Origin of the sequence: Rhizobium sp. Root1220, assembly GCF_001426265.1 — a bacterium.
GTDB lineage: Bacteria > Pseudomonadota > Alphaproteobacteria > Rhizobiales > Rhizobiaceae > Rhizobium.
The window spans coordinates 42900-69338 of sequence record NZ_LMDG01000009.1 but is presented as its reverse complement, the minus strand read 5'-3'; the positions used below and the strand labels follow the sequence as shown (position 1 = coordinate 69338).

General features: G+C 58.7%; 29 protein-coding genes. 21 read left to right on the top strand and 8 right to left on the bottom strand.

The features are described 5' to 3' along the window. The first annotated feature begins 5 nt into the window (after window positions 1-5). Window positions 6-620: a hypothetical protein gene (locus ASC90_RS08650; protein WP_056538320.1), complete on the top strand. Its 615-nt coding sequence runs from the start codon at window positions 6-8 to the stop codon at window positions 618-620. A gap of 73 nt (window positions 621-693) precedes the next feature. Here ASC90_RS08650 and ASC90_RS08645 read toward each other — a convergent pair whose 3' ends face one another. Then, window positions 694-1881, bottom strand: coding sequence for a hypothetical protein (locus tag ASC90_RS08645; protein WP_056538316.1), 1188 nt, complete (start codon window positions 1879-1881; stop codon window positions 694-696). Window positions 1882-2106: 225 nt separating this feature from the next. Between ASC90_RS08645 and parC the strand changes: the two genes are divergently transcribed. Then, window positions 2107-4365 carry a DNA topoisomerase IV subunit A gene (gene parC / locus ASC90_RS08640; RefSeq protein WP_056538313.1) on the top strand — a complete coding sequence of 753 codons (2259 nt, stop codon included), beginning with the start codon at window positions 2107-2109 and terminating at the stop codon, window positions 4363-4365. A 127-nt stretch (window positions 4366-4492) separates the two neighbouring features. Then, a complete protein-coding gene (locus ASC90_RS08635; RefSeq protein WP_056538309.1) occupies window positions 4493-5026 on the top strand; it encodes an SRPBCC domain-containing protein in 534 nt (177 codons plus the stop codon). Here ASC90_RS08635 and ASC90_RS08630 read toward each other — a convergent pair. From ASC90_RS08630 to hemB, 4 genes are all read right to left on the bottom strand, one after another. Further along, window positions 4965-5852, bottom strand: coding sequence for a DMT family transporter (locus tag ASC90_RS08630; RefSeq protein ID WP_056538307.1), 888 nt, complete (start codon window positions 5850-5852; stop codon window positions 4965-4967). The genes ASC90_RS08635 and ASC90_RS08630 overlap by 62 nt on opposite strands. Then, window positions 5852-6628, bottom strand: coding sequence for an arginyltransferase (locus ASC90_RS08625; RefSeq protein ID WP_056538305.1), 777 nt, complete (start codon window positions 6626-6628; stop codon window positions 5852-5854). Before ASC90_RS08625 ends, ASC90_RS08630 begins: the two co-directional genes overlap by 1 nt. 176 nt (window positions 6629-6804) lie before the next feature. Then, window positions 6805-7263: an RDD family protein gene (locus ASC90_RS08620; RefSeq protein ID WP_056538303.1), complete on the bottom strand. Its 459-nt coding sequence runs from the start codon at window positions 7261-7263 to the stop codon at window positions 6805-6807. A gap of 79 nt (window positions 7264-7342) precedes the next feature. Continuing rightward, a complete protein-coding gene (gene hemB, locus ASC90_RS08615) occupies window positions 7343-8356 on the bottom strand; it encodes a porphobilinogen synthase (protein WP_056538300.1) in 1014 nt (337 codons plus the stop codon). Between the two features lie 145 nt (window positions 8357-8501). Here hemB and ASC90_RS08610 point away from each other — a divergent pair, with 145 nt between their 5' ends. The 8 genes from ASC90_RS08610 to ASC90_RS08575 all read left to right on the top strand — a co-directional run bounded on the left by ASC90_RS08610 (window position 8502) and on the right by ASC90_RS08575 (window position 15991). After that, window positions 8502-8936: a DUF6163 family protein gene (locus ASC90_RS08610; RefSeq protein WP_056538399.1), complete on the top strand. Its 435-nt coding sequence runs from the start codon at window positions 8502-8504 to the stop codon at window positions 8934-8936. Window positions 8937-9066: 130 nt separating this feature from the next. After that, the gene (locus tag ASC90_RS08605; RefSeq protein WP_056538295.1) at window positions 9067-9582 is read left to right on the top strand and encodes a MarR family winged helix-turn-helix transcriptional regulator; all 516 of its coding nucleotides are present in this window, start codon (window positions 9067-9069) and stop codon (window positions 9580-9582) included. Between the two features lie 197 nt (window positions 9583-9779). Further along, on the top strand, window positions 9780-10625 hold the full coding sequence (locus ASC90_RS08600) for a hypothetical protein (protein ID WP_056538292.1): 846 nt from the start codon (window positions 9780-9782) through the stop codon (window positions 10623-10625). Window positions 10626-11019: 394 nt separating this feature from the next. Further along, window positions 11020-12324 (top strand): L,D-transpeptidase family protein, encoded by a 1305-nt coding sequence (locus ASC90_RS08595; protein WP_056538289.1) that lies wholly within the window; start codon window positions 11020-11022, stop codon window positions 12322-12324. 152 nt (window positions 12325-12476) lie between these two features. After that, complete coding sequence (glyA, locus tag ASC90_RS08590) at window positions 12477-13775, top strand: serine hydroxymethyltransferase (RefSeq protein ID WP_056538285.1); 1299 nt, start codon at window positions 12477-12479, stop codon at window positions 13773-13775. Between the two features lie 9 nt (window positions 13776-13784). Then, entirely contained in the window at window positions 13785-14261 is a 477-nt protein-coding gene (gene nrdR, locus ASC90_RS08585; RefSeq protein ID WP_056538282.1) for a transcriptional regulator NrdR, read from the top strand. Between the two features lie 3 nt (window positions 14262-14264). Beyond that, the gene (gene ribD, locus ASC90_RS08580; RefSeq protein WP_056538279.1) at window positions 14265-15374 is read left to right on the top strand and encodes a bifunctional diaminohydroxyphosphoribosylaminopyrimidine deaminase/5-amino-6-(5-phosphoribosylamino)uracil reductase RibD; all 1110 of its coding nucleotides are present in this window, start codon (window positions 14265-14267) and stop codon (window positions 15372-15374) included. Further along, window positions 15374-15991: a riboflavin synthase gene (locus ASC90_RS08575; RefSeq protein WP_056538276.1), complete on the top strand. Its 618-nt coding sequence runs from the start codon at window positions 15374-15376 to the stop codon at window positions 15989-15991. Before ribD ends, ASC90_RS08575 begins: the two co-directional genes overlap by 1 nt. On the opposite strand, the gene ASC90_RS08570 is transcribed toward ASC90_RS08575, so the two are convergent. Both ASC90_RS08570 and ASC90_RS08565 read right to left on the bottom strand, forming a co-directional pair. Then, on the bottom strand, window positions 15957-16493 hold the full coding sequence (locus tag ASC90_RS08570) for a GNAT family N-acetyltransferase (protein WP_056538272.1): 537 nt from the start codon (window positions 16491-16493) through the stop codon (window positions 15957-15959). The genes ASC90_RS08575 and ASC90_RS08570 overlap by 35 nt on opposite strands. Before the next feature lie 24 nt (window positions 16494-16517). Then, window positions 16518-17021 carry a cupin domain-containing protein gene (locus ASC90_RS08565; RefSeq protein WP_056538269.1) on the bottom strand — a complete coding sequence of 168 codons (504 nt, stop codon included), beginning with the start codon at window positions 17019-17021 and terminating at the stop codon, window positions 16518-16520. An 81-nt stretch (window positions 17022-17102) separates the two neighbouring features. Here ASC90_RS08565 and ASC90_RS28715 point away from each other — a divergent pair, with 81 nt between their 5' ends. The 4 genes from ASC90_RS28715 to ASC90_RS08545 all read left to right on the top strand — a co-directional run bounded on the left by ASC90_RS28715 (window position 17103) and on the right by ASC90_RS08545 (window position 21091). Beyond that, a complete protein-coding gene (locus ASC90_RS28715) occupies window positions 17103-17714 on the top strand; it encodes a hypothetical protein (protein WP_156392882.1) in 612 nt (203 codons plus the stop codon). Window positions 17715-17799: 85 nt separating this feature from the next. Then, a complete protein-coding gene (gene ribH / locus ASC90_RS08555; protein WP_056538265.1) occupies window positions 17800-18255 on the top strand; it encodes a 6,7-dimethyl-8-ribityllumazine synthase in 456 nt (151 codons plus the stop codon). Between the two features lie 3 nt (window positions 18256-18258). Beyond that, window positions 18259-18741, top strand: a complete 483-nt coding sequence (gene nusB, locus ASC90_RS08550) for a transcription antitermination factor NusB (RefSeq protein WP_056538262.1) — start codon at window positions 18259-18261, stop codon at window positions 18739-18741. Between the two features lie 214 nt (window positions 18742-18955). After that, window positions 18956-21091: a sodium-translocating pyrophosphatase gene (locus tag ASC90_RS08545; protein ID WP_056538260.1), complete on the top strand. Its 2136-nt coding sequence runs from the start codon at window positions 18956-18958 to the stop codon at window positions 21089-21091. A 75-nt stretch (window positions 21092-21166) separates the two neighbouring features. Here the strand turns inward: ASC90_RS08545 and ASC90_RS08540 are convergent, their stop codons facing one another. After that, on the bottom strand, window positions 21167-21703 hold the full coding sequence (locus ASC90_RS08540; RefSeq protein ID WP_056538257.1) for an outer membrane protein assembly factor BamE: 537 nt from the start codon (window positions 21701-21703) through the stop codon (window positions 21167-21169). 181 nt (window positions 21704-21884) lie between these two features. Between ASC90_RS08540 and ASC90_RS08535 the strand changes: the two genes are divergently transcribed. From ASC90_RS08535 to ASC90_RS08510, 6 genes are all read left to right on the top strand, one after another. Further along, the gene (locus tag ASC90_RS08535) at window positions 21885-22475 is read left to right on the top strand and encodes a ubiquinol-cytochrome C chaperone family protein (protein ID WP_200950867.1); all 591 of its coding nucleotides are present in this window, start codon (window positions 21885-21887) and stop codon (window positions 22473-22475) included. Between the two features lie 10 nt (window positions 22476-22485). Continuing rightward, complete coding sequence (locus ASC90_RS08530; protein ID WP_056538393.1) at window positions 22486-23040, top strand: DUF177 domain-containing protein; 555 nt, start codon at window positions 22486-22488, stop codon at window positions 23038-23040. A gap of 102 nt (window positions 23041-23142) precedes the next feature. Beyond that, window positions 23143-24189 carry a phosphate acyltransferase PlsX gene (plsX, locus tag ASC90_RS08525; protein ID WP_056538391.1) on the top strand — a complete coding sequence of 349 codons (1047 nt, stop codon included), beginning with the start codon at window positions 23143-23145 and terminating at the stop codon, window positions 24187-24189. A gap of 19 nt (window positions 24190-24208) precedes the next feature. After that, the gene (locus tag ASC90_RS08520) at window positions 24209-25180 is read left to right on the top strand and encodes a beta-ketoacyl-ACP synthase III (RefSeq protein ID WP_056538387.1); all 972 of its coding nucleotides are present in this window, start codon (window positions 24209-24211) and stop codon (window positions 25178-25180) included. 106 nt (window positions 25181-25286) lie between these two features. Continuing rightward, the gene (locus tag ASC90_RS08515; protein ID WP_056538253.1) at window positions 25287-25625 is read left to right on the top strand and encodes an integration host factor subunit alpha; all 339 of its coding nucleotides are present in this window, start codon (window positions 25287-25289) and stop codon (window positions 25623-25625) included. A 217-nt stretch (window positions 25626-25842) separates the two neighbouring features. Beyond that, complete coding sequence (locus tag ASC90_RS08510) at window positions 25843-26385, top strand: MerR family transcriptional regulator (protein WP_056538250.1); 543 nt, start codon at window positions 25843-25845, stop codon at window positions 26383-26385. Window positions 26386-26439 lie beyond the last annotated feature (54 nt).

The window sequence follows — 26439 nt, the reverse complement described above, 5'->3', positions numbered from 1 at the left end:
GTGTGATGGCGAGAGCTCCGAAGCCAGGGACTCCCGCTGCCAATGATGTCCTCGATTCGGTGATAGAGCTTCGCGTGCCGCACCATCTCATGCGGCGGAAGAACTTTCGATTGGTATTCGACGCAGTGGCGCTTTGCTTCGTCGGTGGATTTGTTCTGACGATTGGCCGTGCTCTGGTTCCCGCCGCGCCAAACGACCTGCTGACGAATCTTATTGCGACCGGCGCCTGCTATGCCTTCATGTTCGTGGCCGGCGTTGTCGGCATAATGGCGAGTCCCAACACGACGATCAGGGAAGACACGGCCAAATTCACGACGCTGGTCTATTTCATGTTTCTGGCGACGATCGTCATTTACGGTATCGCGTGCATTGGGGTGTACTTCGCCGCCGGCGATACGCTCGTGAACATCCTGCGCGATGTATTTTCACCATTCGTTACGCGGTTGCTGGTCTGCTTTCCGGCATCTCTTTTGGCGATCGGCTTGATTGCTCAACGTACCAGACGCTTCTACTTCGCGCCGTGGACGAGGGCTCAGCACAAACCGGCTTGGATCGCGGTCTACTGGGTTCTGACGTCGGTCACCGCCGCCGTGGTGCTAACCTATCCCCAAGGTGGCTAGCACCATGCGCGTCCAACGCCTTTAAGACAGAAAGCCCGGCGAACCGGGCTTTCCTGACCCCGCCGCCACGGCATCAGTCGTTGGCCGAAACCTTGACGCCGAGGACCTGCGGCAGCGTGTTCGGCGCACCCATGGCAGCACCCATGATCATCGGGAAAGGCACCGGCTTTGCCGGCGCGGCATTGACAGTCAGGCTCTTTGGATCGTCTAGGAACGTGCTCACCGCTGCAGCGAGCGCATTCTGCAACTCGGGTATGTTCAACTGCGACAGCATGATCGGAGCCATGGCTTTCAGCGTATCCGCCATCTGCTTGCCCGACATGTTCTGTTGGCTGCCGGCGTAGTCGAGCGCGCGCTTTGTGATCGAAGCGTCGTCGAAGCGGATTTGTGCGCCTTCAAACGACAGCTGCTGCAGCAGCCCCAGCATCGACAGGCCGAGTGCCTGCTGCGCCTCTTCCTTGTTCTGGTTGGCTTCCGCCTGCTTGGCGGCTTCCTGAAGGGATTTCACGAAAGGCATCGTGTAGCCCGAGATTTTGAAGGCAAGATTGAGCTTACCGATATTGGAAAAGTCGAAGGCGAACTCGGAAATATCCACTGTGCCGGGCGTCAGGTCCCAGGCGCCCTTCATGTTGATATCGCCGTTGACATGCTGGAGTGCGAGCTTGTCGATCGCCTCCTTGCTCTGCGGATCGGCGACCTTGCTAAGATCGGCCTTCAAGCTCTTGAACGCACCGTCGAAATCGAATCCGGACTCGTCCTCACGGAGCGTCAGGTTGACGTCGCCGCCGCCGAGCGAGAAGAGCTCGGCACCGTCCTTGACGACCTTGAGCGGGCCGCTGTGGGCGCTCTCGTAGAGCAGCATGGCATCAAGACCTTCGCCCTTCGGGTCTGCCGGGATTGAAATGCCGCCGAGCGCCAGATCGGTTACGGTCAGCGTCGCGCCATCATTCGTGGTGTTGACGTCCGGGAAGGCTGCTTCCTCGACATAGTAGCCACCATCTTCGTCTTCTTCGACGCCGGTGAGGGTGATATCGCCAATCGCCAACGCCGCGCCGCTGTTCGGCTTGAAGCTTGCCGCCTTCAGCGTCACTGTCGTGCCATCCACATCAACGCCGTCGGCAACGATCGTTCCACCCTGGAGCGTATAGGCCGCATTGATCTTCTTCAGCAGGTCCTGGCCATCTAGCGCGAAGGCGGAACCGGCGAGAGAGAGAAAGGCCACGCCCGAAAGCATAAGCCGCGTCGTCCGGTAAAATGTCATTGGTCGTCCTCTGGTGGCGATGTGGAATTGGCCGTCAATCTACTATGGATCGATGGCGGTTTATATTTGCGGACTTCTAAATTTGTGTTGAAGGGATAAGCAAACAAAGTCCAAATTCGGGCGGAAGCGTTTCCGCCCGTTCTTTTCTTCCTTTCGACAGCGTCATCCACAGCCGGAAAGCCCGGATTCCTTGCTCGGAACCGGCATCTCGGCTACTCAAGGCTTATGGGACAAGAGATTTTGCCGCCCTCAGGCGGAGACGACGACAGCATTCTTCCGATCGATCTGAAGGCGGCGCTCGAAGAGCGCTATCTCGCCTATGCGCTATCGACCATCATGCACCGCGCGCTGCCCGATGTTCGCGACGGATTGAAGCCGGTTCACCGCCGCATCATCCACGCCATGAGCGAGATGGGGATCCGCTCCAACTCGTCGTTCAAGAAATGCGCCCGTATCGTCGGCGACGTCATCGGTAAGTTCCACCCGCACGGCGACCAGTCCGTCTACGATGCATTGGTCCGCCTCGCACAGGATTTCTCCCAGCGTTATCCCGTCGTCGACGGGCAGGGGAACTTCGGCAACATCGATGGCGACAGCGCCGCTGCCTATCGTTACACCGAAGCGCGCATGACCGATGTGGCCTCGCTGTTGCTGGAGGGCATCGACCAGGATGCAGTCGATTTTCGCCCGACCTACAACGAGGAAGATCAGGAACCGGTGGTCCTTCCCGGCGCGTTCCCGAATCTTTTGGCGAATGGCTCCTCCGGCATCGCCGTCGGCATGGCGACCTCGATCCCGTCGCACAACGCCCATGAACTTTGCGACGCGGCTCTGCATCTGATCAAGCATCCGGATGCAACAGTCGAGACGCTGGTGGAATCGTTCATTCCCGGTCCGGACTTCCCGACCGGCGGCATCATCATCGATGATCGCAAGAGCATCATCGAAGCCTACAAGACGGGCCGCGGCGGTTTCCGTACTCGCGCCAAGTGGCAGATCGAGGATCTCGGCCGCGGCGGCTACCAGATCGTCGTCACCGAAATTCCGTTCCAGGTGCAGAAGTCCCGGCTGATTGAAAAGATCGCCGAGTTGCTGATCGCGCGCAAGCTGCCCTTGCTCGAAGATATCCGCGACGAGTCGGCCGAAGACGTCCGCGTCGTGCTCGTTCCGAAGAACCGCACGGTCGACCCGACCATTCTCATGGAATCCATGTTCAAGCTGACGGAGCTGGAAAGCCGCTTTCCGCTGAACATGAACGTTCTGTCCATGGGGCGCATTCCGCGTGTCATGGCGCTGAACGAAGTGCTCAAGGAATGGCTGGATCACCGTCGCGAGGTGCTGCAGCGCCGCTCGCGCTTCCGTCTTGCCGCCATCGACCGGCGGCTGGAGATCCTTGGTGGCCTGCTGATCGCCTACCTGAACATCGACGAGGTGATCCGCATCATCCGCGAAGAGGATGAGCCGAAGCCTGTAATGGTCGCCCGCTGGTCACTGACCGAGCTACAGGTCGAAGCGATCCTCAACATGCGGCTGCGCTCCTTGCGCAAGCTGGAAGAATTCGAGATCCGTACAGAGTTCGACGCGCTCACCAAGGAGAAGGGCGAGATCGAAGCCTTGCTCGCTTCCGAAGACAAGCAGTGGCAGACCGTTGCCTGGGAAATCGGCGAAGTGAAGAAGAAATTCGCCAAGGCAACCGAGCTTGGCCGCCGCCGCACACAGTTCGCCGAAGCGCCTGACACGGACGAAGAAGCGATCCAGCAGGCAATGATCGAAAAGGAGCCGATCACCGTTGTCGTTTCCGAAAAAGGCTGGATCCGCGCGCTGAAGGGACACATTTCCGATACGGCGACGCTCACCTTCAAGGAAGGTGATGCCTTGAGGATTGCCTTTCCGGCGCAGACTACCGACAAGATTCTAATCGTCACGACGGGCGGCAAGGCCTTCACGCTTGGCGGTGACAAGCTCCCCGGCGGTCGTGGCCACGGCGAGCCATTGCGCATCATGATCGACATGGAAAACGATCAGGACGTGCTGACCGCTTTCGTCCATGATCCGCAGCGCAAGCAGATGATGGTTTCAACGGCTGGCAACGGCTTCGTCGTCGTCGAGGCCGACATGGTCGCCAACACCCGCAAGGGCAAGCAGATCATGAATGTTTCCATGCCTGAGGAGACAAAGCTGCTCGTTCCCGTCATCGGGGACCACGTGGCGGTCGTTGGCGAGAATCGCAAGTTGCTCGTGTTTCCGTTGTCGCAGGTGCCGGAGATGTCGCGTGGCAAGGGTGTACGCTTGCAGCGCTACAAGGACGGCGGCATTTCCGACGTTCGCTGCTTTGCGATCGCTGACGGTCTCGTCTGGGAAGACAGTGCTGGCCGCACGTTCACTAAGAACAAGGATGAACTGGCCGAATGGCTGGCCGATCGTGCCTCTGCGGGCCGCACCGTTCCGAAGGGCTTTCCGCGCAGCGGCAAATTCGCTGGGTGAAATATATCGTTGTCCCGCTCTTGGCGATCCGGGCAACTCCCCTAACTTGTCCAGTATCCACAAAATGGACAGCATCATTCCGAAGGCGGACGGAATGATCGTATGTGGCGCTTTTGCATGAAGCGGCATGTCCGATCACGGAGGTACGTTGATGGTTGCCTGCAATACGATTACCTTGAGTGTCACCCATACCTACAATGCTGCGCCTTGCGCGGTTTATGACGCTTGGCTCAATCCGGAAATAGCAAAGCGTTTCCTTTTTGCCAGCGACGAGGGGCGCGTAATACGCGCCGATATCGAACCCCGTATCGGCGGCCATTTTCTCGTCATCGATCGACGGCCGACCGGCGACGCGGTTCACTACGGCGTATTTCTGGAATTGCGCAGACCGAGGCGGATGGTCTTCTGCTTCTCCGCGGCCGAGCATGACCATAACGCTGATCGTATACAAATCGACATCGAACCGCTGTCCGAAGGCACGCGTCTGACGCTGTCACACGAAATGTGCGCGGAATGGGGGCATGCCGAAGAGCAGACTCGCGCCGGCTGGATCCACGTGATGGATGGACTCGAGCGGGAGCTTGAGGCGATGCATGTGATTAATGTGCCAGGGCACGTCGCGCAGGCGTCTTCCGAACCATCCAAAGCGAGTGCGCCATAATCGCGCAAACCAGGATCGCGCCGCCGACAAGTGTCATCGTCGACGGCGTTTCTGCGAAAATCAGCCAGATCCAGATCGGCGCAAGGATTGTTTCCAGAAGATAGAACATTCCGACTTCCGGCGCGGAGAGGTAACGCGGCCCAGTGGCAAGACACCAGAATGCCACTGGCATCAGAAGTGCGCCATTTAAGATTATCCAGGCCGGGTGCTCGATCGTCAGGCCGCCCGGCATGACGTTTGCGAAGCCTACCACGGCCGGAAATACCGCGGCCAACAGCGGAACGAATCCCATATCTCGTCGCGAGGCGCGGCCGAGCGTGATGGCGGAAGCGAGGATGAATGCGCTGAGTAGCGCCATCGCGTCTCCGAACATGTGTCCAGCCGTCAGTCCGTCGCGCACAATCAGTCCGACACCGAAAATCATGACCAGCATGGTCAGGAGCGTGGAAGCCGATGGACGCTCCTTCAGGAAGATCCACGACAACAGCGCGCCGAACATTGGATTGAAGGCGACGATGAACACCACATTGGCCGTCGCCGTGTTGAAGACGGCAAGCAGGAAGGTCAAGGTCGAAACGCCGTAGAGCAATCCCGCGGCAATGCCATGGCGCCCGGGCACAAGGGTTGGCCATGCTCCTTTGACGTATCGGACCACGCAGATGATCAGCAGCGTCACCGAAACCGTCACGATGCTGCGCATACCCAGAATCGACCACATGTCGCCATGTGCGAGGCGCACAAGTGGAATATCCATGGAAAGGGCAAGACCACCGATCGTCGTCAGCAGCAGGCCTTTCCGATGATCGGAAAGGAGGGGGAGAGTCATCAGTCGTGGGGGCTTTCAGGCATCGTCGAGGGATCGAAACGCTCCCAGCCGCGCGGAGTCAGATGCTCCTGCGGCTGGTAGCGGGTCTTGTAGTCCATTTTCCGTGACCCTTGAACCCAATAACCGAGATAGACATGCGGTAGCCCCAGCGCCTTTGTGCGCCTGACGTGGTCCAGTATCATGAAGGTGCCGAGCGAGCGGCGATCGAGATCGGGATTGAAGTAGGAATAGACCATCGACAGGCCGTCGCTCATCGTGTCCGTAAGGGCCGCGGCGACAAGTTCTCCGGTGGGACGCGCTTCCAGACCGGACCCTTCCTCCCGGCGGCGATACTCGATGATCTTTGTATTCACATGCGTATCTTCGACCATGATGGCGTAGTCGAGCACTGTCATGTCGGACATGCCGCCTTGCTGGTGGCGGAAATCCAGATAGCGCCGGAAGAGCGAATACTGCTCGCTCGAGGGCTGCGCCGGAAACTCCGTCGCGATGATATCGGAGTTGGCCGCAAGCACGCGCTTCATCGACTTCGTCGGTTGGAATTCCTGTGCCAGGATGCGGACGGAAATGCAGGCGCGGCACGCTTCACATGCCGGACGATAGGCGATGTTCTGTGATCGGCGAAATCCGCCCTGCGTCAGGATATCGTTCATTTCCGCTGCGCGCGGACCCACAAGATGTGTGAACACCTTGCGTTCCATCTCATGGGCCAGATAAGGGCAGCCAGCCGGAGCCGTCAGATAAAACTGCGGTGATGGCGTTGTCTGCGTATTCATCTGTTGCGGAAATTTCCTTTGGTTAGACGCTCATATGACAGCATGACTTAAGAATAGGAAACGTCAACAGCGGGGCGGTTTCATGTCCGCCGTTGTCAGTCATACTTTTGGATATGGTGCGGACGCATCCTCGGCAAAGACCGGTGGTCCACCTTTAGTTCGGCTTTTTTGAGATTTCAGACTGTGCGTACGGTGACGGTGCCCACGAGGAAGTCGTGGATCAGCCTGCTGCGCTCGGTGAAAAGGCCAACCAGCAGAATCAACGGCGTCAAAACCGAATTCAGGATCCAGAACAAGGCCAGGTGCACGATCGCCAACAGAAAATCCATCCGCTGCCCGTCGATTCGCATGATTGCGATGCCCATGGCACGCATGCCGAGTGAAGCCTGGTTCGCGCCGCCAACCGTGAAACCGAAGTAGAGGCCCGCGACGATCAGAAAGAGAGCTGGATAGAGGAAAAAGCCCAATCCAAGCGTAACGATCGAGAGAAAGAACAGAACCACTGCTGCAGGAATGCAAAGCAGCAGGATGACGACGTAGTCGAGAATGAATGCAAAGACCCGACGGCTCAGCGTGCCGCTATAGGCGCGCCAATCGTCCGGTGCGGCATAGAGCGGATTTGGGTTGAGCGTCATCTTTACGGGTCTCCTTTCGAGAGGGGATGACCAAAATATAATATCGCGGGCCTCAAATGCAACATCGACGGCAGCGACGTCAGCGTTTTGCGAGAATCCTCGCGACCTCGACGGCGAAATACGTGAGCACGCCGTCGCAACCGGCGCGTTTGAAGGCCAGCAGCGTCTCCAGCATCGCGCGGTCGCCGTCGATCCAGCCGTTCATCGCTGCCGCCTTGATCTGCGAGTATTCGCCGGAGACCTGATAGGCAAAGGTCGGCAGGCCGAAAGCTTCCTTCATGCGCCAGCAGATATCCAGGTAAGGGAGGCCGGGCTTGACCATCAGCATGTCGGCGCCTTCATCGACGTCGAGCGCGGCATCCCTTATCGCCTCGGTGCCGTTTGCCGGATCGATATAGTAGGTCTTCTTGTCACCCTTGAGCAGGCCACCGGTAGAGATCGCTTCGCGATACGGACCATAAAAAGCGGATGCGAACTTGGTGGCATAGCTCATGATGCCGACATTCTGGTGACCGGCGGCATCCAGCGCCCGGCGGATTGCGCCGATCCGACCGTCCATCATGTCGGATGGGGAAATGATGTCGGCGCCAGCATCCGCCTGCATGACGGCGGCCCGGGCAACCTGCTCCACGGTTTCATCGTTGACGATCTCGCCGTGCCGCAAGATGCCGTCGTGCCCGTGGCTTGTGAACGGATCGAGCGCGACATCGGTGATGACGCCGATACCGGGCACGGCCTTCTTGATCGCGGCGGTTGCCTGATTGATCAGATTGTTGGCCTCCAGGCTGTTGGAGCCGGTCTCGTCACGCAGTTCCATCTCAACGTTCGGGAAGGTCGCAATTGCTGGAATGCCGAGATCGGCGGCCTCCCTCGTTGCCTCGACCAGTTTATCGACGCTCATGCGATTGACGCCAGGCATTGCCGGGATCGGTTCGATGATGCCTGAACCGGGCACCACGAAGACTGGCCAGATGAGATCGTCCACCGTCAGCCTGTTTTCCTGCACCAACCGGCGCGTCCAGTCTGCCTTGCGGTTGCGGCGCATACGGCGGTGGCCGGTTATTTCATCGACGAGGTGGGTCTTGTCCTGCATGGTCGTTCCGTTTTCAGCCATTCCATTTGTCGCTGCGCTCAATATCATGCCGCTTGCGAAATCCAAACCGGACGATTGGCCGCAATGGACGCGGCTGGTGATGAGCGGCTGGCGAAGACGCAATTGCAACCCTATTGTTGAGCCCATGGATTCTGATTCTCCGACGATGCCCAAACGGACGCTGACAAGCGTGCTATTTGTCCTGTTCCTCAGGATGGTTGCGATCTCATGCTTTTGGTTCGGCCTGCAATACTGGGCGATGCTCGTCGGCTATTCACTGGTCGGCGCCGGTCGCTTCGATCTGCTGAGCCTGCCGTGGAAGGTGGCGAGCACTTCACTTGCCGTCCTCTTCCCGGTGGCGTCGCTGGGGCTGTGGCTCGCGGTCTCCTGGGGACCCGTTATCTGGGTGCTTGCGGCCGGCGGTCAGGTTGCGATGTACGGCTTTCTGCCCGACGTCTTCGGGGCCAATCGCCTTGTCATTCTGCTGCACGTGTTCGTCGCACTGGTCTATTGCGCATTCCGCGCTGTCCTCTGGTATGAGAGGCGACGTCGCCGTCAGGTAAGTGTTGATTTACCCTGATACAACGATGGGTTTTCGGTAAGGCGCTGTTAAGCCTGCGGTTTAAGTAGAATTTTATTTGTATTCGATAGGGTCTGTCTCAAGGCGGGAAGAAAACCAACACCGCCAAACAAACAGTGAGGCAGTCATCATGAACACGAAAATCAAGCCGCAGGCGGTATCGAACTTCCGTGACCAGCAGGAACTGGGCATCCGTGATCTTTACATGGAATCCCTTCATCTTGTTGAACGTCTTCACCGCCGTCTCCTCGATGTCATCAAGGACGAGTTCGACCGTCAGGGTCGCAGCGACGTCAACGCCATCCAGGCGCTTCTCCTCTTCAATATCGGCAATTCGGAACTGACAGCAGGCGAACTTCGCTCCCGCGGCTACTATCTGGGCTCGAACGTCTCCTACAACGTCAAGAAGCTCGTGGACCTAGGCTTCATCAACCATCAGCGCTCGCGCATCGACCGTCGCTCGGTCCGCATCAGCCTGACGGAAACCGGCCAGGAGATCGCGGAAACCGTCGCCAAGCTCTACGAGCGCCACGTCGCTTCGATCGACAAGGTCGGCGGTATCGGCACCGACGAGTTCACGCAGATGAACAAACTGCTGACCCGTCTCGATCGCTTCTGGAACGACAGCATCATGTACCGCCTGTAATCTGCTAAGCCAACTTCCCTGCTGGCTTATCGGACCTCCTGCAAGGCACAAAAGGGCGTCGCGGTGAACCCGTTGCGCCCTTTTGCCTTGCGATATGCGCGATGAGCGTACGGCGGGCTGGCCGCTGCATGCGGGTGCCACTTGATAAATGAGGTCATCATACGTTAAATCCCCGCCCAACCAGGAAGTGGCGGAAAATAGTGGCAAGCGTTCTGGCCGCAAGCGGCGGCGTCAAGCAGGTGATCTGCATCAGTTGGGGCACCAAGTACGGCGCTCCGTTCATCAACCGACTGTATGCTATGGTGAAGCGGAACATCACGCCGCCTTTCACCTTCACCTGCTTTACCGACGACCGGAGCGACTTGAATCCGGAGATTTTATGCGAGGACCTGCCGCCGCTGAACGTTGAGAACATGCCGGTCAAGACCAAGGGCATCTGGCCAAAGGGACGTCTTTGGGGTCCAAAACTTGGCAGCCTCAGCGGCCCGGTTCTCTTTCTGGATCTCGATCTGGTGATCGTCGGTTCACTCGATTCGTTTTTCGAGCTCGGCGAACCCGATGACGTCATCCTGACACGCAATCAGACAACGCCGTTCGAACGCCTCGGGCAGACCTCGCTCTTCCGCTTTCCTGTCGGCAAGCTTATTCCCCTTCAGGAAAAGTTTCGCGCCGATCCGCAAGGCGTCGCCGACAAATACGAATTCGAGCAGCGTTTCGTCACACGCAACGCCCCAGGCGGGGTGAAGTTCTTTCCGCGGCGTTGGGTTTTGCATTTCAGGCAGGATTGCCGCTGGCCATTTCCCCTGAACTATCTCCTCACGCCGCGTCTACCCGGCAGTGCCCGAGTGATCCTTTTCCCGCGCGACTTTCATCCGCAGTTCGCGGTCGAGGGGCGCTTTGGACTGAAGGGGAAGGCTGCGCCGCCGCTCGATCACATTCTGCATATGTTCGACCCTGCGCGGCGACGCAACAAGTCGCTGTTTCGCTATCTTCGTCACTACATAAGGCCGACGCCATGGGTGGCCGAACATTGGCGTGAGTAACACGCGCGCCCGGTGCTCGTGGGTCGGCGTGGCATCTTTGCAACGCATGGCAGGCAACCGTAATCACCTGTGTTCGAGTCGCTTTTTAGCCGCTATTGAACGCCACAGTTTATGGGCGATAAGGTCGGTTTTCCGGGTTGCTTGCCACTGGCGGTTGCGTTCTGCGCGAGTGACACGAATTGGCCATATTGGCATGTCAGCGAAAATACACAGCAAATGGCGCCTCTCAAATCGGGGGTTGGGTAACCTCGCGCTTCCTGCTTGCAATCATGTGAGGGCCGGTAGCGCAATTTGTTATGCGTCGTTGCAACGGACGATAGGGATCTGCGTTCTCGCAGGGATAGCGCAAAGGCCGGCGGTCTCTCAAGCGGCGGCATTTTAGTGGTTGGGATGAATGTCGAAAAAAATCGGAACTGAATCTTTCTCCCGCCGGGCGTTTCTGACGTCGGCGGCAATGGTAGGTGCGAGCGCATTGGCTGCGCCGGCATTCGCGCAGTCGGCAATCGATTCGCTTATCAATGCGCCCGAGCGTGGGGACTGGGACGATCAGTTCGACGCGAAAGCCGCTTCCCGTACCGCGACGGCGGTCGTTTCCAATACGCCGATCCTCGGGCCGCAGTCGGTTGGCAGCATACAGCAGGCAATTGGGCAGTATCAGCAGATCGCGTCCGCCGGCGGCTGGCCACAGGTCAATCCGGGGGAGCAGCGCCTCCAGCTCGGCGTCACCGATCCGTCCGTGCAGGCTTTGCGTCAGCGTCTTGCCATCAGCGGTGACCTGCCGCGCGAAGCAGGCATGTCGTCCGCATTCGACTCTTATGTTGATGGTGCGGTGAAGCGCTTTCAGGCACGCCACGGCCTTCCGTCCGATGGCGTCATCGGCGAATTCACGCTTAAGGCTATGAACGTCCCGGCTGACGTTCGCTTGCAGCAACTGAACACAAACGCCATTCGCCTGCAGACCTTCCCGGAAGAGCTCGGACGTCGCCACGTCATGGTCAACATTCCTGCTGCCTATGTGGAAGCGGTCGAGGACGGCAGTGTTGCAACGCGCCATGCAGCGGTTGTCGGCCGCATCAGCCGCCCAACGCATCTCGTGAACTCGAAGATCTATGAGGTCATCCTCAATCCCTACTGGACCGCGCCGCGCTCGATCGTCGAGAAGGACATCGTTCCGCTGATGCGCAAGGACCCGACCTATCTTGAGAGAAATGCCATTCGACTGATCGACGGCAAGGGCAACGAGGTACCGCCGGAAACGATCGACTGGAATGCGGAGAAGGCACCGAACCTGATGTTCCGGCAGGATCCTGGCAAGATCAACGCCATGGCGTCGACGAAAATCAACTTCTACAACAAGAACGGCGAGTATATGCATGACACGCCGCAACAGGGTCTGTTCAACAAGCTCATGCGTTTTGAATCGTCGGGTTGTGTCCGTGTCCAGAATGTCCGCGACCTGACGAACTGGCTGCTTCGCGACACTCCGCCCTGGTCGCGTCAGCAGATGGAGCAGGTCATCACCACCCGCGTCAACACGCCGATCAAGCTTTCCGAAGAAGTGCCGGTGTATTTCGTCTACATCTCGGCATGGGGCATGCCGGATGGCGTCGTGCAGTTCCGCGACGATATCTATCAGATGGACGGCAATGCCGAACTGGCGCTCGACACGACGGCAACGACCGAGCAGCCGGTCCAGTAAGGCCATCGGCCAGCGTATTTGCTTTGAAAACCGCGCTTTTCCGGCGCGGTTTTTTGTTGCGCGTAGATTGCCCAGCAAATGTCGTTCTTCGTATTGCCCTAGACAGGGCGGAAGGCTAATACCTTCGCGCATTCCAGTTGAGGAGCCCGGCCATGACAAATGCTTCCACCCAGACCTTCTTCAATCGCTCGCTCGCCGATACCGATCCGGAAATTTTCGGTGCGATCGAAAAGGAGCTTGGCCGCCAGCGGCATGAGATCGAACTGATTGCCTCGGAAAACATCGTTTCCCGTGCAGTTCTGGAAGCCCAGGGCTCCATCATGACCAACAAGTACGCCGAGGGATATCCGGGCAAGCGGTACTATGGCGGCTGCCAGTTCGTCGATATCGCTGAAGAACTCGCGATCGAACGCGCCAAGAAGCTCTTCGGCGTCAACTTCGCCAACGTTCAGCCGAACTCCGGTAGCCAAATGAACCAGGCCGTGTTCCTGGCGCTGCTGCAGCCGGGCGACACCTTCATGGGTCTCGACCTCAATTCCGGTGGTCACCTGACGCACGGCTCGCCTGTCAACATGTCCGGCAAGTGGTTCAACGTCGTTTCCTACGGCGTTCGTGAAGGCGACAATCTTCTCGACATGGATGAAGTTGCGCGCAAGGCAGAGGAAACCAAGCCGAAGCTCATCATCGCTGGCGGCACCGCTTACTCCCGTATCTGGGACTGGAAGCGTTTCCGCGAGATCGCCGACTCCGTTGGCGCATATCTCATGGTCGATATGGCCCACATCGCTGGTCTCGTCGCCGGCGGCCAGCATCCGTCGCCGTTCCCGCATTGCCACGTTGCCACCACCACGACCCACAAGTCGCTGCGCGGTCCGCGCGGTGGCGTGATCCTCACGAACGACGAGGCGCTGGCCAAGAAGTTCAACTCGGCCGTCTTCCCGGGTCTCCAGGGTGGTCCGCTCATGCACATCATCGCTGCGAAGGCCGTTGCCTTTGGCGAGGCGCTTCAGCCGGACTTCAAGGACTACGCCGCGCAGATCGTCAAGAACGCCAAGGCCCTTGCCGAGACACTGATCGCAGGCGGCCTCGACGTCGTCTCCGGCGGCACCGACAACCACCTGATGCTGGTTGATCTTCGCAAGAAGAACGCGACCGGCAAGCGCGCCGAAGCGGCGCTCGGCCGTGCCTACATCACCTGCAACAAGAACGGCATCCCGTTCGACCCTGAAAAGCCGTTCGTCACTTCTGGCGTCCGCCTCGGCACGCCGGCCGGCACGACGCGTGGCTTCAAGGAAGCGGAATTCAAGGAAATCGGCAACCTCATCGTCGAGGTTCTCGATGGCCTGAAGGCTGCCAACTCCGACGAAGGCAACGCCGGCGTCGAAGCCGCTGTGAGAGGCAAGGTGACGAACCTCACCGGTCGCTTCCCAATGTACGACTACCTGGGTTAAGGATAGCGGATGCGCTGCCCATTCTGCGGATCGGAAGACACACAGGTCAAGGATTCACGCCCGGCGGAGGACAACACGTCCATCCGCCGCAGGCGTATCTGTCCCGACTGTGGTGGCCGCTTCACGACGTTCGAGCGAGTGCAACTGCGCGAGTTGATGGTCGTCAAGAAGACCGGCCGAAAGGTGCCGTTCGACCGCGACAAGCTGGTGCGCTCTTTCGAGATCGCCCTGCGCAAGCGTCCGGTTGACCGCGACCGCATTGAACGTGCCGTCTCCGGCATCGTCCGCCGCCTTGAAAGCTCGGGCGAGGTCGAGATCAGTTCCGAGCAGATCGGCCTTCAGGTGCTGGAATCGTTGAAGAGCCTCGATGATGTCGGCTTCGTCCGCTATGCATCGGTCTATCGTGATTTCTCTCATGCCGAGGACTTCGAGAATGTCATCTCGGAAATCAACGCCAAGATCGCGCGCGATCCGCTGGATACCTGACCGATGAGCGCTTCGCCCGACGACGCGCATTTCATGCAGGAGGCGATCCGCCTCGGTCTCCTGCATCTCGGCCAGACATCCATCAATCCCTCTGTCGGCTGTGTCATCGTCCGCGACGGAAAGATTGTCGGAGAGGGCACCACAGCCATTGGCGGTCGTCCGCACGCCGAGCCGCAGGCGCTTGCCGCGGCCGGCGAGCTAGCCCGTGGCGCAACCGCCTATGTCACCCTCGAGCCGTGTTCGCATTATGGCAAAACACCACCCTGTTCAGAGGCCTTGATTGCCTCTGGCATCGGTCGCGTCGTCGTCAGCGTGACCGATCCGGATCCGCGTGTCTCTGGCAGAGGTATCGCCATGCTGCGCGATGCCGGGATCGAGGTCGATACTGGAGTTCTGGAAGAAGAGGGGAAGCGTTCGCTCGCCGGATACCTCATGCGACAGACAAGGAAACGGCCGTATGTGACTCTCAAACTTGCCGTTTCTGCTGACGGCATGATCGGGAGGCAGGGCGAAGGGCAGGTTGCCATCACTGGCGCCGCCGCTCGCGCTGACGTCCAGAAACTCCGCGCCGAATCCGACGCGATCCTTGTTGGTATCGGCACGGCGATAGCGGATGATCCACTACTGACCGTCCGCACACACGGTCTTGAAGAGCGGTCACCGCTGCGCATTGTGCTTGACGAGCGTCTTTCCCTGCCGTTGCAAAGCAAGCTGGTCAGGACGGCCAAGGATGTTCCACTGGTTGTTGTCGCGGCTGAACCGCCTGGCTTTGGCGATAGTGATGATGTGGCTTTCCTCGCGAGGCGCGCGGCGCTCGATGCAGCCGGTGCCGAAGTCGTCCAATGCAATCCCTATCGCCCCGACGAACTTCTTTCGGCTCTCGCCTCGCGGGGCGTTTCCTCACTCGTCATCGAAGGCGGAGCCAACACGGCGAAACTATTCCTGGATTCAGGCTACGTGGACCGCATCCTGCTCTATCAGGGGCCAGCCACAATAGGAGAGGGCGGTATTGAATCGCCCGTTTCGAAGACCGATATGCCAGTCGGCTTTGCCCATGTCGCCACATTCAATTTTGGCGATGATCGTCTGGACGAATACGAAAGAGAAGTTTGATGTTTACCGGAATTGTTACCGACGTTGGCACGGTCGAGTCCGTCTCGCCGTTGAAAGAGGGCATCAAGTTGCGCGTCGCGACGGCCTATGACCCCACGACAATAGACATGGGCGCATCGATCTCTCATTCCGGTATCTGCCTGACAGTGACCGGCCTGCCGAGCCAAGGCAGCAACGGCCGCTGGTTTGAAGTCGAGGCCTGGGAAGAGGCGCTGCGCCTGACCACCATCGGCACGTGGGAGCGGGGTAGCCAGATCAATCTTGAGCGATCGCTGAAGATCGGCGACGAACTTGGCGGTCACATTGTCTCCGGCCACGTCGATGGAAAAGCCGAAATCCTCGCCGTTACGGAGGAGGGCGACGCTACACGCTTCCGCCTGCGGGCACCGGAACACCTTGCAAAGTTCGTCGCGCCCAAGGGATCGATTGCCTTGGATGGCACATCGCTGACGGTAAATGCGGTCGATGGCACCGACTTCGACGTGCTTATCATTCGCCACACGCTCGAGGTGACGACTTGGGGCGAGCGCAAGGCGGGCGACCTCGTCAACTTCGAAGTTGATACCATGGCGCGGTATGCCGCTAGGTTGGCAGAATTCCCGGCCGCGAAAGCATAATGACCTCTCCATTGTAGTGGGTGCGCCTGGCTTCCCCAAAGCCGAGCTTATGGGCAAGGCGGAGTGATGCTGCATTCGAAGGATCGATAATGCACGTCATTGGCTTCGACGGAAAACGCGTGTCCGCCCAGCAGATCAGTGCCTGCAGCGCTTCCAGTGCATAACCCTTGCCCTGAGCCTCCGGAACGAGAGCCCAGCCCGTTTCCAATGTGCCTTCGGTACTGAGAGGGCGCATATCGCGCTTCATCTCGAGAAATCCCGCTTCGCCGATGAAGCGACCACTGACCTTCTCCTCGATTGCGAGAAAGCCGAAGCCCAGATGGTGCCACATCCCGGCAGCGCGCAACAAGCGGGCCCAGGACTGTTCGCGCGTAGACGGAACACCGCTGATGAAGCGCACGACAGCATCGTCGCTCCACATCGTCTGATACTCTTCGAAGTCATCAAGCCTATGCGGGCGCAGTATCAATCGGTCGGTTTCAATTGTGGGAATAGTCGCCATGTCAATGGATCTCGGCAAGGCGTGTCATGCCTTCGGCTCGCCGTCCCAGTAGTCCAGGCTTTCGTTTTCCCTCGCCATGAAGCGAAACCGATGAGGCTGTTCCCCTACGTGGGTGGTCTTGGCGAGGAACTTTCCAGAATCGGGATACTCGACGATCTCGGTTTTCGCCATGGTTGAGAGGCCGAGATAGACCAGCGGTGTCGATCCGGTGTTGATGATCTGGTGCGCGGTTTCTTGGCCGCCGGCGGGCGCACCCAGCATGTCGCCCTTGCTGATCGCGAAACGCTCGGGACCTAAGCGGTATTCGCCGCTACCGTCGATTATGAAGAATGCTTCATCCTCGACGTGGTGATTGTGAAACGGGCAGCTCGCTTTCCCCGGCGGCACTTCATTGTAACTGATGCCTAGACCGGCAAGACCGAGAAGAGCCCCGAACGAGGTGTCCGCGCTCTCGTACAACTCACCCTGCTTCCAGTATTCGAGTTCCAGATCGGCCACATTGACGACGGGCTTTGCAGTTTTGGTCATTCCGTGCCTCCTGTTTTCCCAGAAGAGGCATCATTCCCATGAAAAATACAACTGCGGATTCTCGTTCTCTGGGCGGCAGTTTTGCTGCCGCCCCTTCGCCTAAAGATAATACAGGGTGATGCTTCCATCCCCGGATTGGTCGGCATTGAAGATGGTTCTTACACTCACGCCGCGCTCCCGAAGCCGGCGGGCGAGTGGCCGGTTGGCAGCAATAGCGACCTGGATTCTGTAAACCTCTTCGACACTGCGGCCTTTGAAGTGCGGCGACATACCCACGCCGTGCTGATCGGCGTGATGGGAGATACGCCGGACATCGAAGTCGGTGCCATCGAAGGTGCGAAGTGTATGTTCGATATTGCGGGCGTTCATCCCCGAGGCTTCTGCGTGGCTGCCGTCGGGGAAAGCAAGAACGGAAACCGCGGAAGCGATAGCGGCAACGCGATTCATGGGGTATCCTTTCATCTGCTGGGGACGGTCGCCTGTCTGGCAGGGATCGTCGGCGTTACCGATTGGAGTTGGCGTCTCAAACGCAGTCAATCAATAGGTAAACAGCTGAACTTTAATTACAAATTGTTTAGTCTCGGCGCCTTCTGTTCGCCACTTTCGAGGCGTTGCACGGTTGTCTCCAAATTGCCGGCAAAGTACGGCGGCTATTCCGTTGCGGTGATTTGCGATTTTGCATTTGAGCCATGATCGGAATTTGCTTGCCATTCGATTGAAGGCGTGTTTTGACCGCGACCTGCCGAACGGCTAGGTCCTCTAGAATTGAAGGTGAAGCATGGCGCGAGAAACCGCTCCCCATATTTTGATCGTCGAAGCTCGCTTCTATGACGACATGGCTGATGCCCTTCTCGAGGGGGCGACCTTTGCCTTGAAGGACGGTGGAGCGACTTACGACGTCGTGACAGTGCCCGGCGCACTCGAGATTCCGGCGGCAATTGCCATGGCGCTCGACGGAGCGGATAATGAAGGCACGAACTACGATGGCTATGTAGCGCTTGGCATGGTCATTCGCGGCGAGACTTACCACTTCGATATCGTATCAAATGAATCCTCGCGTGCATTGATGGATCTCGCTGTCAGCGAGTCCCTTGCCATAGGCAATGGTATCCTGACAGTCGAAAATGACGAGCAGGCTTGGGCGCGCGTTCGCCGCTCTGACAAAGACAAGGGCGGGTTTGCTGCCCGTGCAGCTCTCACGATGATTGAGCTGAAGAAGAAATTGGGTGCATAGCGAATGACCAACGAAAACTCGGAGCGTCCGGTCAAGACTGCGAACCAGCGGGGTGCTGCGCGCCTTGCTGCCGTTCAGGCGCTCTATCAGATGGATATCGGCGGCACTGGTGTTCTCGAGATTGTCGCCGAATACGAAGCACATCGGCTCGGCCAGGAGATCGACGGCGAGACCTACCTAAAGGCGGACGCCTCCTGGTTCCGGTCGATCGTTTCGGGTGTGGTGCGCGAGCAGCTTCGTCTTGATCCGTTGATCGCGTCTGCCCTGCAGGACGATTGGGCGCTGTCGCGCCTCGACAGCACCGTGCGTGCTATCCTGCGCGCGGGTGTCTTCGAACTCATCGAACGCAAGGACGTCCCCGTCGCGGTCATCGTCACAGAGTATGTCGAGATTGCGCAGGCCTTCTTCAGCGACGATGAGCCGAAGCTCGTCAATGCGGTTCTTGACCGCATTGCAAAGCAGGTTCGAGGCGAAGCCAAGAAGTAAGCCTTGCGCTTGGTCAGTTGACCCGACCTCTACAATAGCAATTCCGTCTTTCCCGTTGCTCCGCAAGGGTTTTCAGCCTTTGCGGGCTTGACGCGCCGTTTTCCTCAAAGCAATCTCCACCCCGCGTTGCAGCATTTCTGTGGGAGGAAATCGAGTCGGCGTGTTCGCAGCCGGAGAGGGAGTGAGCTCCGGCTTTTTTGGAGGAAAGAGCGAAATGACCATTCTTTTATGCGTAATAGCATGCGGTCTGCTCTCGGTGGTTTATGCCATCTGGGCAACCCGGTCGGTGCTGGCCGCTGATCAGGGCAATAGCCGCATGCAGGAGATCGCGGGCTATATCCGCGAAGGCGCGCAGGCATACCTGTTGCGCCAGTACAAAACCATTGCCATCGTTGGTATCGTTGTCTTCATCGCAGCCTGGCTGCTTCTCTCCGGCACAGCTGCAATCGGCTTCCTGATCGGCGCCGTCCTTTCGGGGGCCGCCGGATTCATCGGCATGCACGTCTCGGTCCGTGCCAACGTGCGCACGGCTCAGGCAGCGTCTCACAGCCTTGCCGCAGGACTTGAAATTGCTTTCAAGTCGGGTGCCATCACCGGGCTTCTGGTGGCCGGTCTCGCTTTGCTCGGGGTCTCCATCTACTATTACGTACTGACCGCCATCCTCGGTCACGAGGCCGGTTCGCGCGAAGTTATCGATTCCCTCGTATCGCTCGGTTTCGGCGCGTCGTTGATCTCGATCTTCGCCCGTCTCGGTGGCGGTATCTTCACCAAGGGTGCTGACGTCGGCGGCGACCTCGTCGGTAAAGTCGAGGCAGGCATTCCGGAGGATGATCCGCGCAACCCGGCGACGATCGCGGACAATGTCGGCGATAACGTTGGCGATTGCGCCGGTATGGCTGCCGACCTCTTCGAAACCTATGCCGTTTCCGTCGTCGCCACGATGGTTCTGGCCGCGATCTTCTTCGCGGGAGCCCCGATCCTGCAGTCCGCGATGATCTATCCGCTTGCGATCTGCGGCGCCTGCATCATCACCTCGATCATCGGCACGTTCTTCGTCAAATTGGGCAGCAATGGCTCGATCATGGGTGCTCTCTACAAGGGCCTGATCGTGACGGGCCTGTTGTCGATCATCGGCCTCGGCGCAGCGACGTCGCTGACCATTGGCTGGGGCTCCATCGGCATTGTCGACGGCGCTGATGTCACTGGCACCCGCCTGTTCCTTTGCGGTCTGGTCGGTCTCATCGTCACCGCACTGATCGTTGTGATCACAGAATACTATACGGGGACGAACAAGCGCCCGGTCAATTCCATTGCGCAGGCATCGGTAACCGGCCACGGCACCAATGTCATTCAGGGGCTGGCGGTGTCACTCGAATCGACCGCGCTTCCGGCTATCGTCATCGTTGGCGGGATTCTGGCGACCTATCAGCTCGGCGGTCTCTTTGGTACCGGCATTGCCGTTACCGCGATGCTCGGCATTGCCGGCATGATCGTCGCACTGGACGCTTTCGGCCCGGTGACCGACAACGCCGGCGGTATCGCCGAGATGTCGCATCTGCCGCCGGAGGTTCGTAAGTCGACGGATGCGCTCGACGCTGTCGGCAATACGACGAAGGCGGTGACGAAAGGCTATGCTATCGGTTCCGCAGGCCTCGGTGCACTGGTCCTGTTCGCTGCCTATTCGAACGACCTCAAATACTTTGCGGCAAACGGTGACAAGTACCCATACTTCGCAGATGTGGGGCAAATCTCGTTTGACCTTTCAAATCCCTACGTCGTGGCCGGTCTTCTGTTCGGTGGGCTGATTCCGTACCTCTTCGGCGGCATCGCGATGACCGCCGTCGGTCGCGCCGCCGGCGCGATTGTCGAGGAGGTGCGCAGGCAGTTCAAGGAAAAGCCGGGTATCATGCAGGGCACGGAAAAGCCGGACTACGGTCGGGCTGTCGACCTGCTCACGAAGGCTGCGATCCGCGAAATGATCCTGCCGTCGCTGTTGCCGGTGCTGGCGCCGATCGTGGTCTACTTCGGCGTTTTGGTCATCTCCGGCTCCAAGGCATCCGCATTTGCGGCACTCGGCGCATCGCTGCTCGGCGTGATCATCAACGGCCTGTTCGTTGCGATCTCGATGACCTCAGGCGGCGGAGCTTGGGACAATGCCAAGAAGTCGTTTGAAGACGGTTTCGTTGACAAGGATGGTGTTAGACACCTGAAAGGCTCCGACGCTCACAAGGCATCGGTGACCGGCGACACCGTCGGTGACCCCTACAAGGATACGGCAGGTCCTGCCGTCAACCCTGCAATCAAGATCACCAACATCGTCGCGCTGCTGCTTCTCGCCGTCCTGGCCTGATCACGCACGAGCGCCCAATAAAGAGCCCGCCGGAGCGATCCGGCGGGTTTTTGTTTGAGATGTGTTGTCCCGGTATTAGCGCAAGCTGGCCGGATTCTGTGGCGAGGCCGGCTGCGTTGCGCCGCCGCCGAAGAGGCCCTTGGCCGCGTTCGCCGCACTGCCGCCGGACAGGAGCTGCTGAAGGAAGGTGAGATCCTTGCCGCCCGTCGGCGTTACGCGGGTAATGGTGTCGAAGACCTGGCCATCCTTGAGCGTATAGTTCGCGCGACGCGATACGACGCCGTCCTTGTCGAAATAGATAGCAAGGACACTCTGATCGACGACCTTCAGCTTCTGGAAGGCCATGGAGCGTTCGCGGCGCTGCGAAATGTAATAGAAGACCTCGGTGTCGAACGTCGCTGTTGTGGACGGAGTGCCGAGAGACAAGAGAACCTGCTCGCGGCTCGATCCCTCCGGGACGAGATTTAATGACTGCTCGTCGGCGACATATCCACCGTTGAGAACCGTACCCGTCTGGCAGCCCGAGAGCCCGGCTGAAGCGATCATGATGGCAATGGCGGCATTGCTGAGGAATTTTTTGTCAGACTTGAAATACCGTTTCTTCAACGACATCTACTCCCTTGAAATATCAATAGCAGCCATCGGCCCAAGAGCGCTGATGCAAAACCATTGTGGCCATTCCACGGTCGAACCCCCATTCGCCCACGCGCAGGCCTGTAAAGACGCTGTCCCGAAAGTGGCCACGTTCGGCATTGCAATTCGCGCCTGCTTCGGTAAACCAGCTTTCGAAATCATGCAACAAGGCCCAACGCAGCTTGGCGCGAAGAATATGGGCTTTCCGGAAAAAACAATGATCTTCGGGCTCTTTGGCAAGAAAAACAACAATAAGGCAATCGTGGAACGTCAGTACTCGGTACTGACGTCGGCTGCGCGCATGCCGGAATTCTATGAGCGAATGAATGTACCGGACACGGTCATGGGCCGGTTCGAAATGCTGTCCCTGGTAATGATCCTGTTCTTTCGCCGCACACGTACATCTGCAACGAGCGGGCAGGAGATCGCGCAGGAAATCGTCGATGCCTTTTTTGAGGATATCGACTATTCGATCCGTGAGCTCGGCATTGGCGACAACAGCATTCCGAAGCGCATGAAGAAGCTTGCCGGGATGTTTTACGGTCGCCTGGAAGCCTATTCAAAGGCGATGGACGCGACCGATGTCGAAAGCTTGGCTGTCGCACTGGGCCGCAACATTCACCCGAAAGCGACGGAAGCCGTCGACATGAAGGCTCTCGCGGACTGGATGTTTCAGGCAGAAGCGCATCTTTCGGCCCAGTCCGAGGAAATCGTTGCGACCGGATCTGCGACACTTCCAAAAGCAGCGTGAGGAGTGGATGATGAAGAACTCAAGAGATGACGTGCCCTTCTCCTATCTCGTGAAAGTGGGCCATATCTCGGCCAACCCGGTCGAGGTGCACGTTGAAGCCGACAAGAAGGAGCTGGAGGCGCTTGCGAAGAGCTGGAACGTTGTTTCCGTGAACGATCTGAGCGCCGACCTTGAGATTGCGCGCTGGAAGCGGGATGGTATTCGGGTCAAGGGCAAGGTGAGCGCGAAGATTGTTCAATCCTGCATCGTCACGCTCGGGCCTGTTCCGTCTGAGATCGACGAAAGCTTCGAGCAAATCTTTGTACCCGAGAATTCGAAACTGGCACGCAAACCCGCTAACGACACGGGTGAAATGGTCCTTGATCCCGATGGTCCTGACCTGCCGGAGAGTTTTTCTGGTGACACAATCGACGTCGGGGAGGTTGTCGCCGAATTCGCGGCGCTTGGCATAGATCCTTATCCTCGCAAAGCCGGCGTCGAGTTCGGCAGTCACATAGAAGACACCGGAGAGAACGATAAAAAGCCATCCGCCTTCGCCGTGCTGAAGGATTGGAAAAAGGACTGAACCCCATTGGGGATTTGACACAATTCAGTTGTAAGCGACGGGAAAACCGGTATTTTGGCCGAAATTTTGCCCTCTGAGGCGAAAAGCAAGGATCAGGGACGCGTGATCAGAATTTCTCTCGACCTCATGGGTGGCGACTATGGCCCCCAGGTCGTCATCCCGGGCGCTGCCAAGGCGCTGGAAAGGCATCCGGACATTTCGTTCGTGATGTACGGTTTGAAGGAGCAGTGCGAGCCCGTTCTCGACAGCTTCCCGAAGCTGAAGGAAAGATCGGTTTTCCATGATTGCGAGCTGGCTGTACGGATGGATGAGAAGCCGAGCCAGGCGTTGCGCCGCGGCCGCTACATCTCCACCATGTGGCGTTCGATCGAGGCGGTAAAAACCAAGGAAGCGGACGTCGCGGTCTCGGCCGGCAATACTGGTGCCTTGATGGCCATGGCGAAGTTCTGCCTGCGCACGATGGCCAGCATCGAGCGACCGGCGATCGCTGCAATCTGGCCGACGCTAAAGGGCGAGAGCATCGTGCTGGACGTCGGCGCGACGATTGGCGCGGACTCCCAGCAGTTGATGGACTTTGCGCTGATGGGCGGCGCGATGGCGCGGGCTCTGTTCGAGATCGAGCGCCCGACCATCGGCCTGCTGAACGTCGGTGTCGAGGAGGTCAAGGGGCAGGAAGAGGTCAAGGAAGCCGGCCGTTTGCTTCGCGAGGCCAATCTGCATTCGCTGGAATATTTCGGCTTTGTCGAGGGCAACGACCTTGGCAAGGGAACCGTTGACGTCGTCGTCACGGAAGGCTTCGCCGGCAACATTGCGCTGAAGGCGGCCGAAGGTACGGCGCGGCAGATTGCTGAATATCTGCGCGCGGCAATGTCACGGACGCTGCTGGCCAGGATAGGCTACCTGTTCGCCAAGGGTGCTTTCGACATGCTCCGGGAGAAAATGGATCCCAGCAAGGTCAATGGCGGTGTCTTCCTCGGCTTGAACGGTGTCGTCATAAAGAGCCACGGCGGCGCCAACGCGGAGGGCATCGCCGCTGCCATCGAGGTCGGCTATGACATGGCCAAGAATGGCCTCAATCAGAAAATAGAAAAAGATCTTCAAGAGTATCACGCCAAGCGACAGCCCCCGATCGGGCCGGAAGCCGCGTGAGCGACAGGGTTTGATGAATATGATCCGTTCAGTGGTTCGCGGGTTCGGAGCCGCACTTCCGAAGCGCGTTATGACCAATCGCGACATGGAGGATGTCGTAGACACTTCCGATGAATGGATTGTACAGCGCACCGGTATCCGCCAGCGTTATATAGCGGGCGATGACGAGACGACGTCCTCTCTTGGCGAGGCTGCCGCGCGCGCTGCGCTCGACAAGGCTGGACTGACGGTGGCCGACATCGATCTCATTATCTGTGCCACATCGACCCCGGACAATACGTTTCCGGCAACCGCCGTCAACATTCAGAACCGGCTTGGCATGACGCATGGCTTCGCCTTCGACGTTCAGGCAGTGTGCTCCGGCTTCGTCTACGCAGTCACGACGGCCGATGTCTATATTCGCGGTGGTTTGGCAAAGCACGTATTGGTTATCGGCGCGGAAACCTTCTCACGCATCCTGGACTGGAACGACCGCACGACCTGCGTGCTTTTCGGAGATGGCGCAGGCGCAATCGTGCTGGAAGCGTCCGAAGGGGAAGGCACGACAGCGGACCGTGGAGTGCTGACGGCGCATCTGCGCTCCGATGGTTCCCACAAGGACAAGCTCTATGTCGACGGTGGACCATCGACCACCGGATCGGTCGGCAAGCTGCGCATGGAGGGCCGGGAGGTCTTCAAGTATGCCGTCGGGATGATCACTGATGTTATCGAGGCAGCGTTCCATGCAACCGGAACGACGGCGGATGATCTTGACTGGCTCGTCCCGCATCAGGCCAACCGCCGGATTATCGACGGTTCGGCCAAGAAGCTCCACATCGCTCCGGAAAAGGTCGTCGTCACGGTAGATCTGCACGGCAATACGTCTGCGGCCTCCATTCCCCTCGCACTTGCGACGGCTGCCGGTGACGGCCGTATCAAGAAGGGCGATCTGGTGATGCTGGAAGCGATGGGCGGCGGCTTCACCTGGGGCGCCGTGCTTCTGCGCTGGTAATCCTAAAATCCTAAAAAACTACCGACGAACAAGAGCTTGACCGTAAGGCGCAAGACAAATACTCTTTGTTCTCTTTCATAATAATTGGCAAATGGGCGGGGAAACCATGACCGGAAAGACAGTGACGCGAGCAGACCTGGCTGAATCGGTTTTTCGCAAGGTCGGTCTTTCGAGAACCGAATCTGCCGAGCTCGTGGAAACTGTCATAGACGAGATCTGCAACGCGATCGTTCGCGGCGAGACCGTCAAGCTGTCGTCATTTGCAACCTTCCAGGTGCGCGACAAGAACGAGCGCATTGGGCGCAATCCGAAGACCGGCGAGGAAGTGCCGATTTCTCCCCGTCGCGTCATGACTTTCAAGGCATCGAATGTCCTGAAGACGCGGATACTGAAGGCCCACACGCTGCGCAAGACCAAGCTAAAGGTCGCCAATCCGGCATCCTGATGGTGTCCGCGCAAGGCCGAATTTCCGGCAACTGCAGGATTGGCTCTACCTTTCAGTCAGTGACCTGTGCGGTATTTCAAACGTGACTTGAATTCAAGGCGTCAAACCGTTGAAATATGGTGAGTCGCGGCTTGGTTCGTCGCTGGTGGGATGCGGTTGCGTCTCGCTTGCGACCGCGCGACCTGCGGCGCGCCAGGTGGTCGCGTAGGGAGTTAGGATGTTGGATAAAAGCCCGGATGCTTTCCGCACCATCAGCGAAGTGGCGGACGACCTCGACCTTCCGCAGCATGTCCTGCGCTTCTGGGAAACGCGGTTTCCACAGATCAAGCCGATGAAGCGCGGCGGTGGCCGTCGTTACTACCGGCCGGAAGACATCGACCTGCTCAAAGGCATACGCCATCTGCTTTACGATCACGGTTACACGATCAAAGGCGTGCAGAAGCTCCTGAAGACGAATGGCAACAAGTTTGTCATCGCGATCGGTCATGGCGATCTTGCCAGCGTCCAGGCGCTGACCGGTGGCCAGCAGGATAGCGGTGATTCCGACGATCCGCGGGTAGGCCTTTCCGACGAAGATCAGGTCGTCGGCCGAGCCAAGCCGCCGATCACGCGCCGATTCTTCAACTTCGTCGGGGGCGAAGAGGAATCGCCAGAAGTGTCGATTGGCAAATCGAGCGTCGGCAAGGAGGATCGTGCGCTCCTGCAGGAGGCGCTCTACGACCTGCTCGAGTGCAAACGCCTGTTGGATCAGGTTCGTTGATCAATTAACCTGCAGCCGCCATTCGGTTTCCGTCTCTTGCGAGAGACGCAGGCT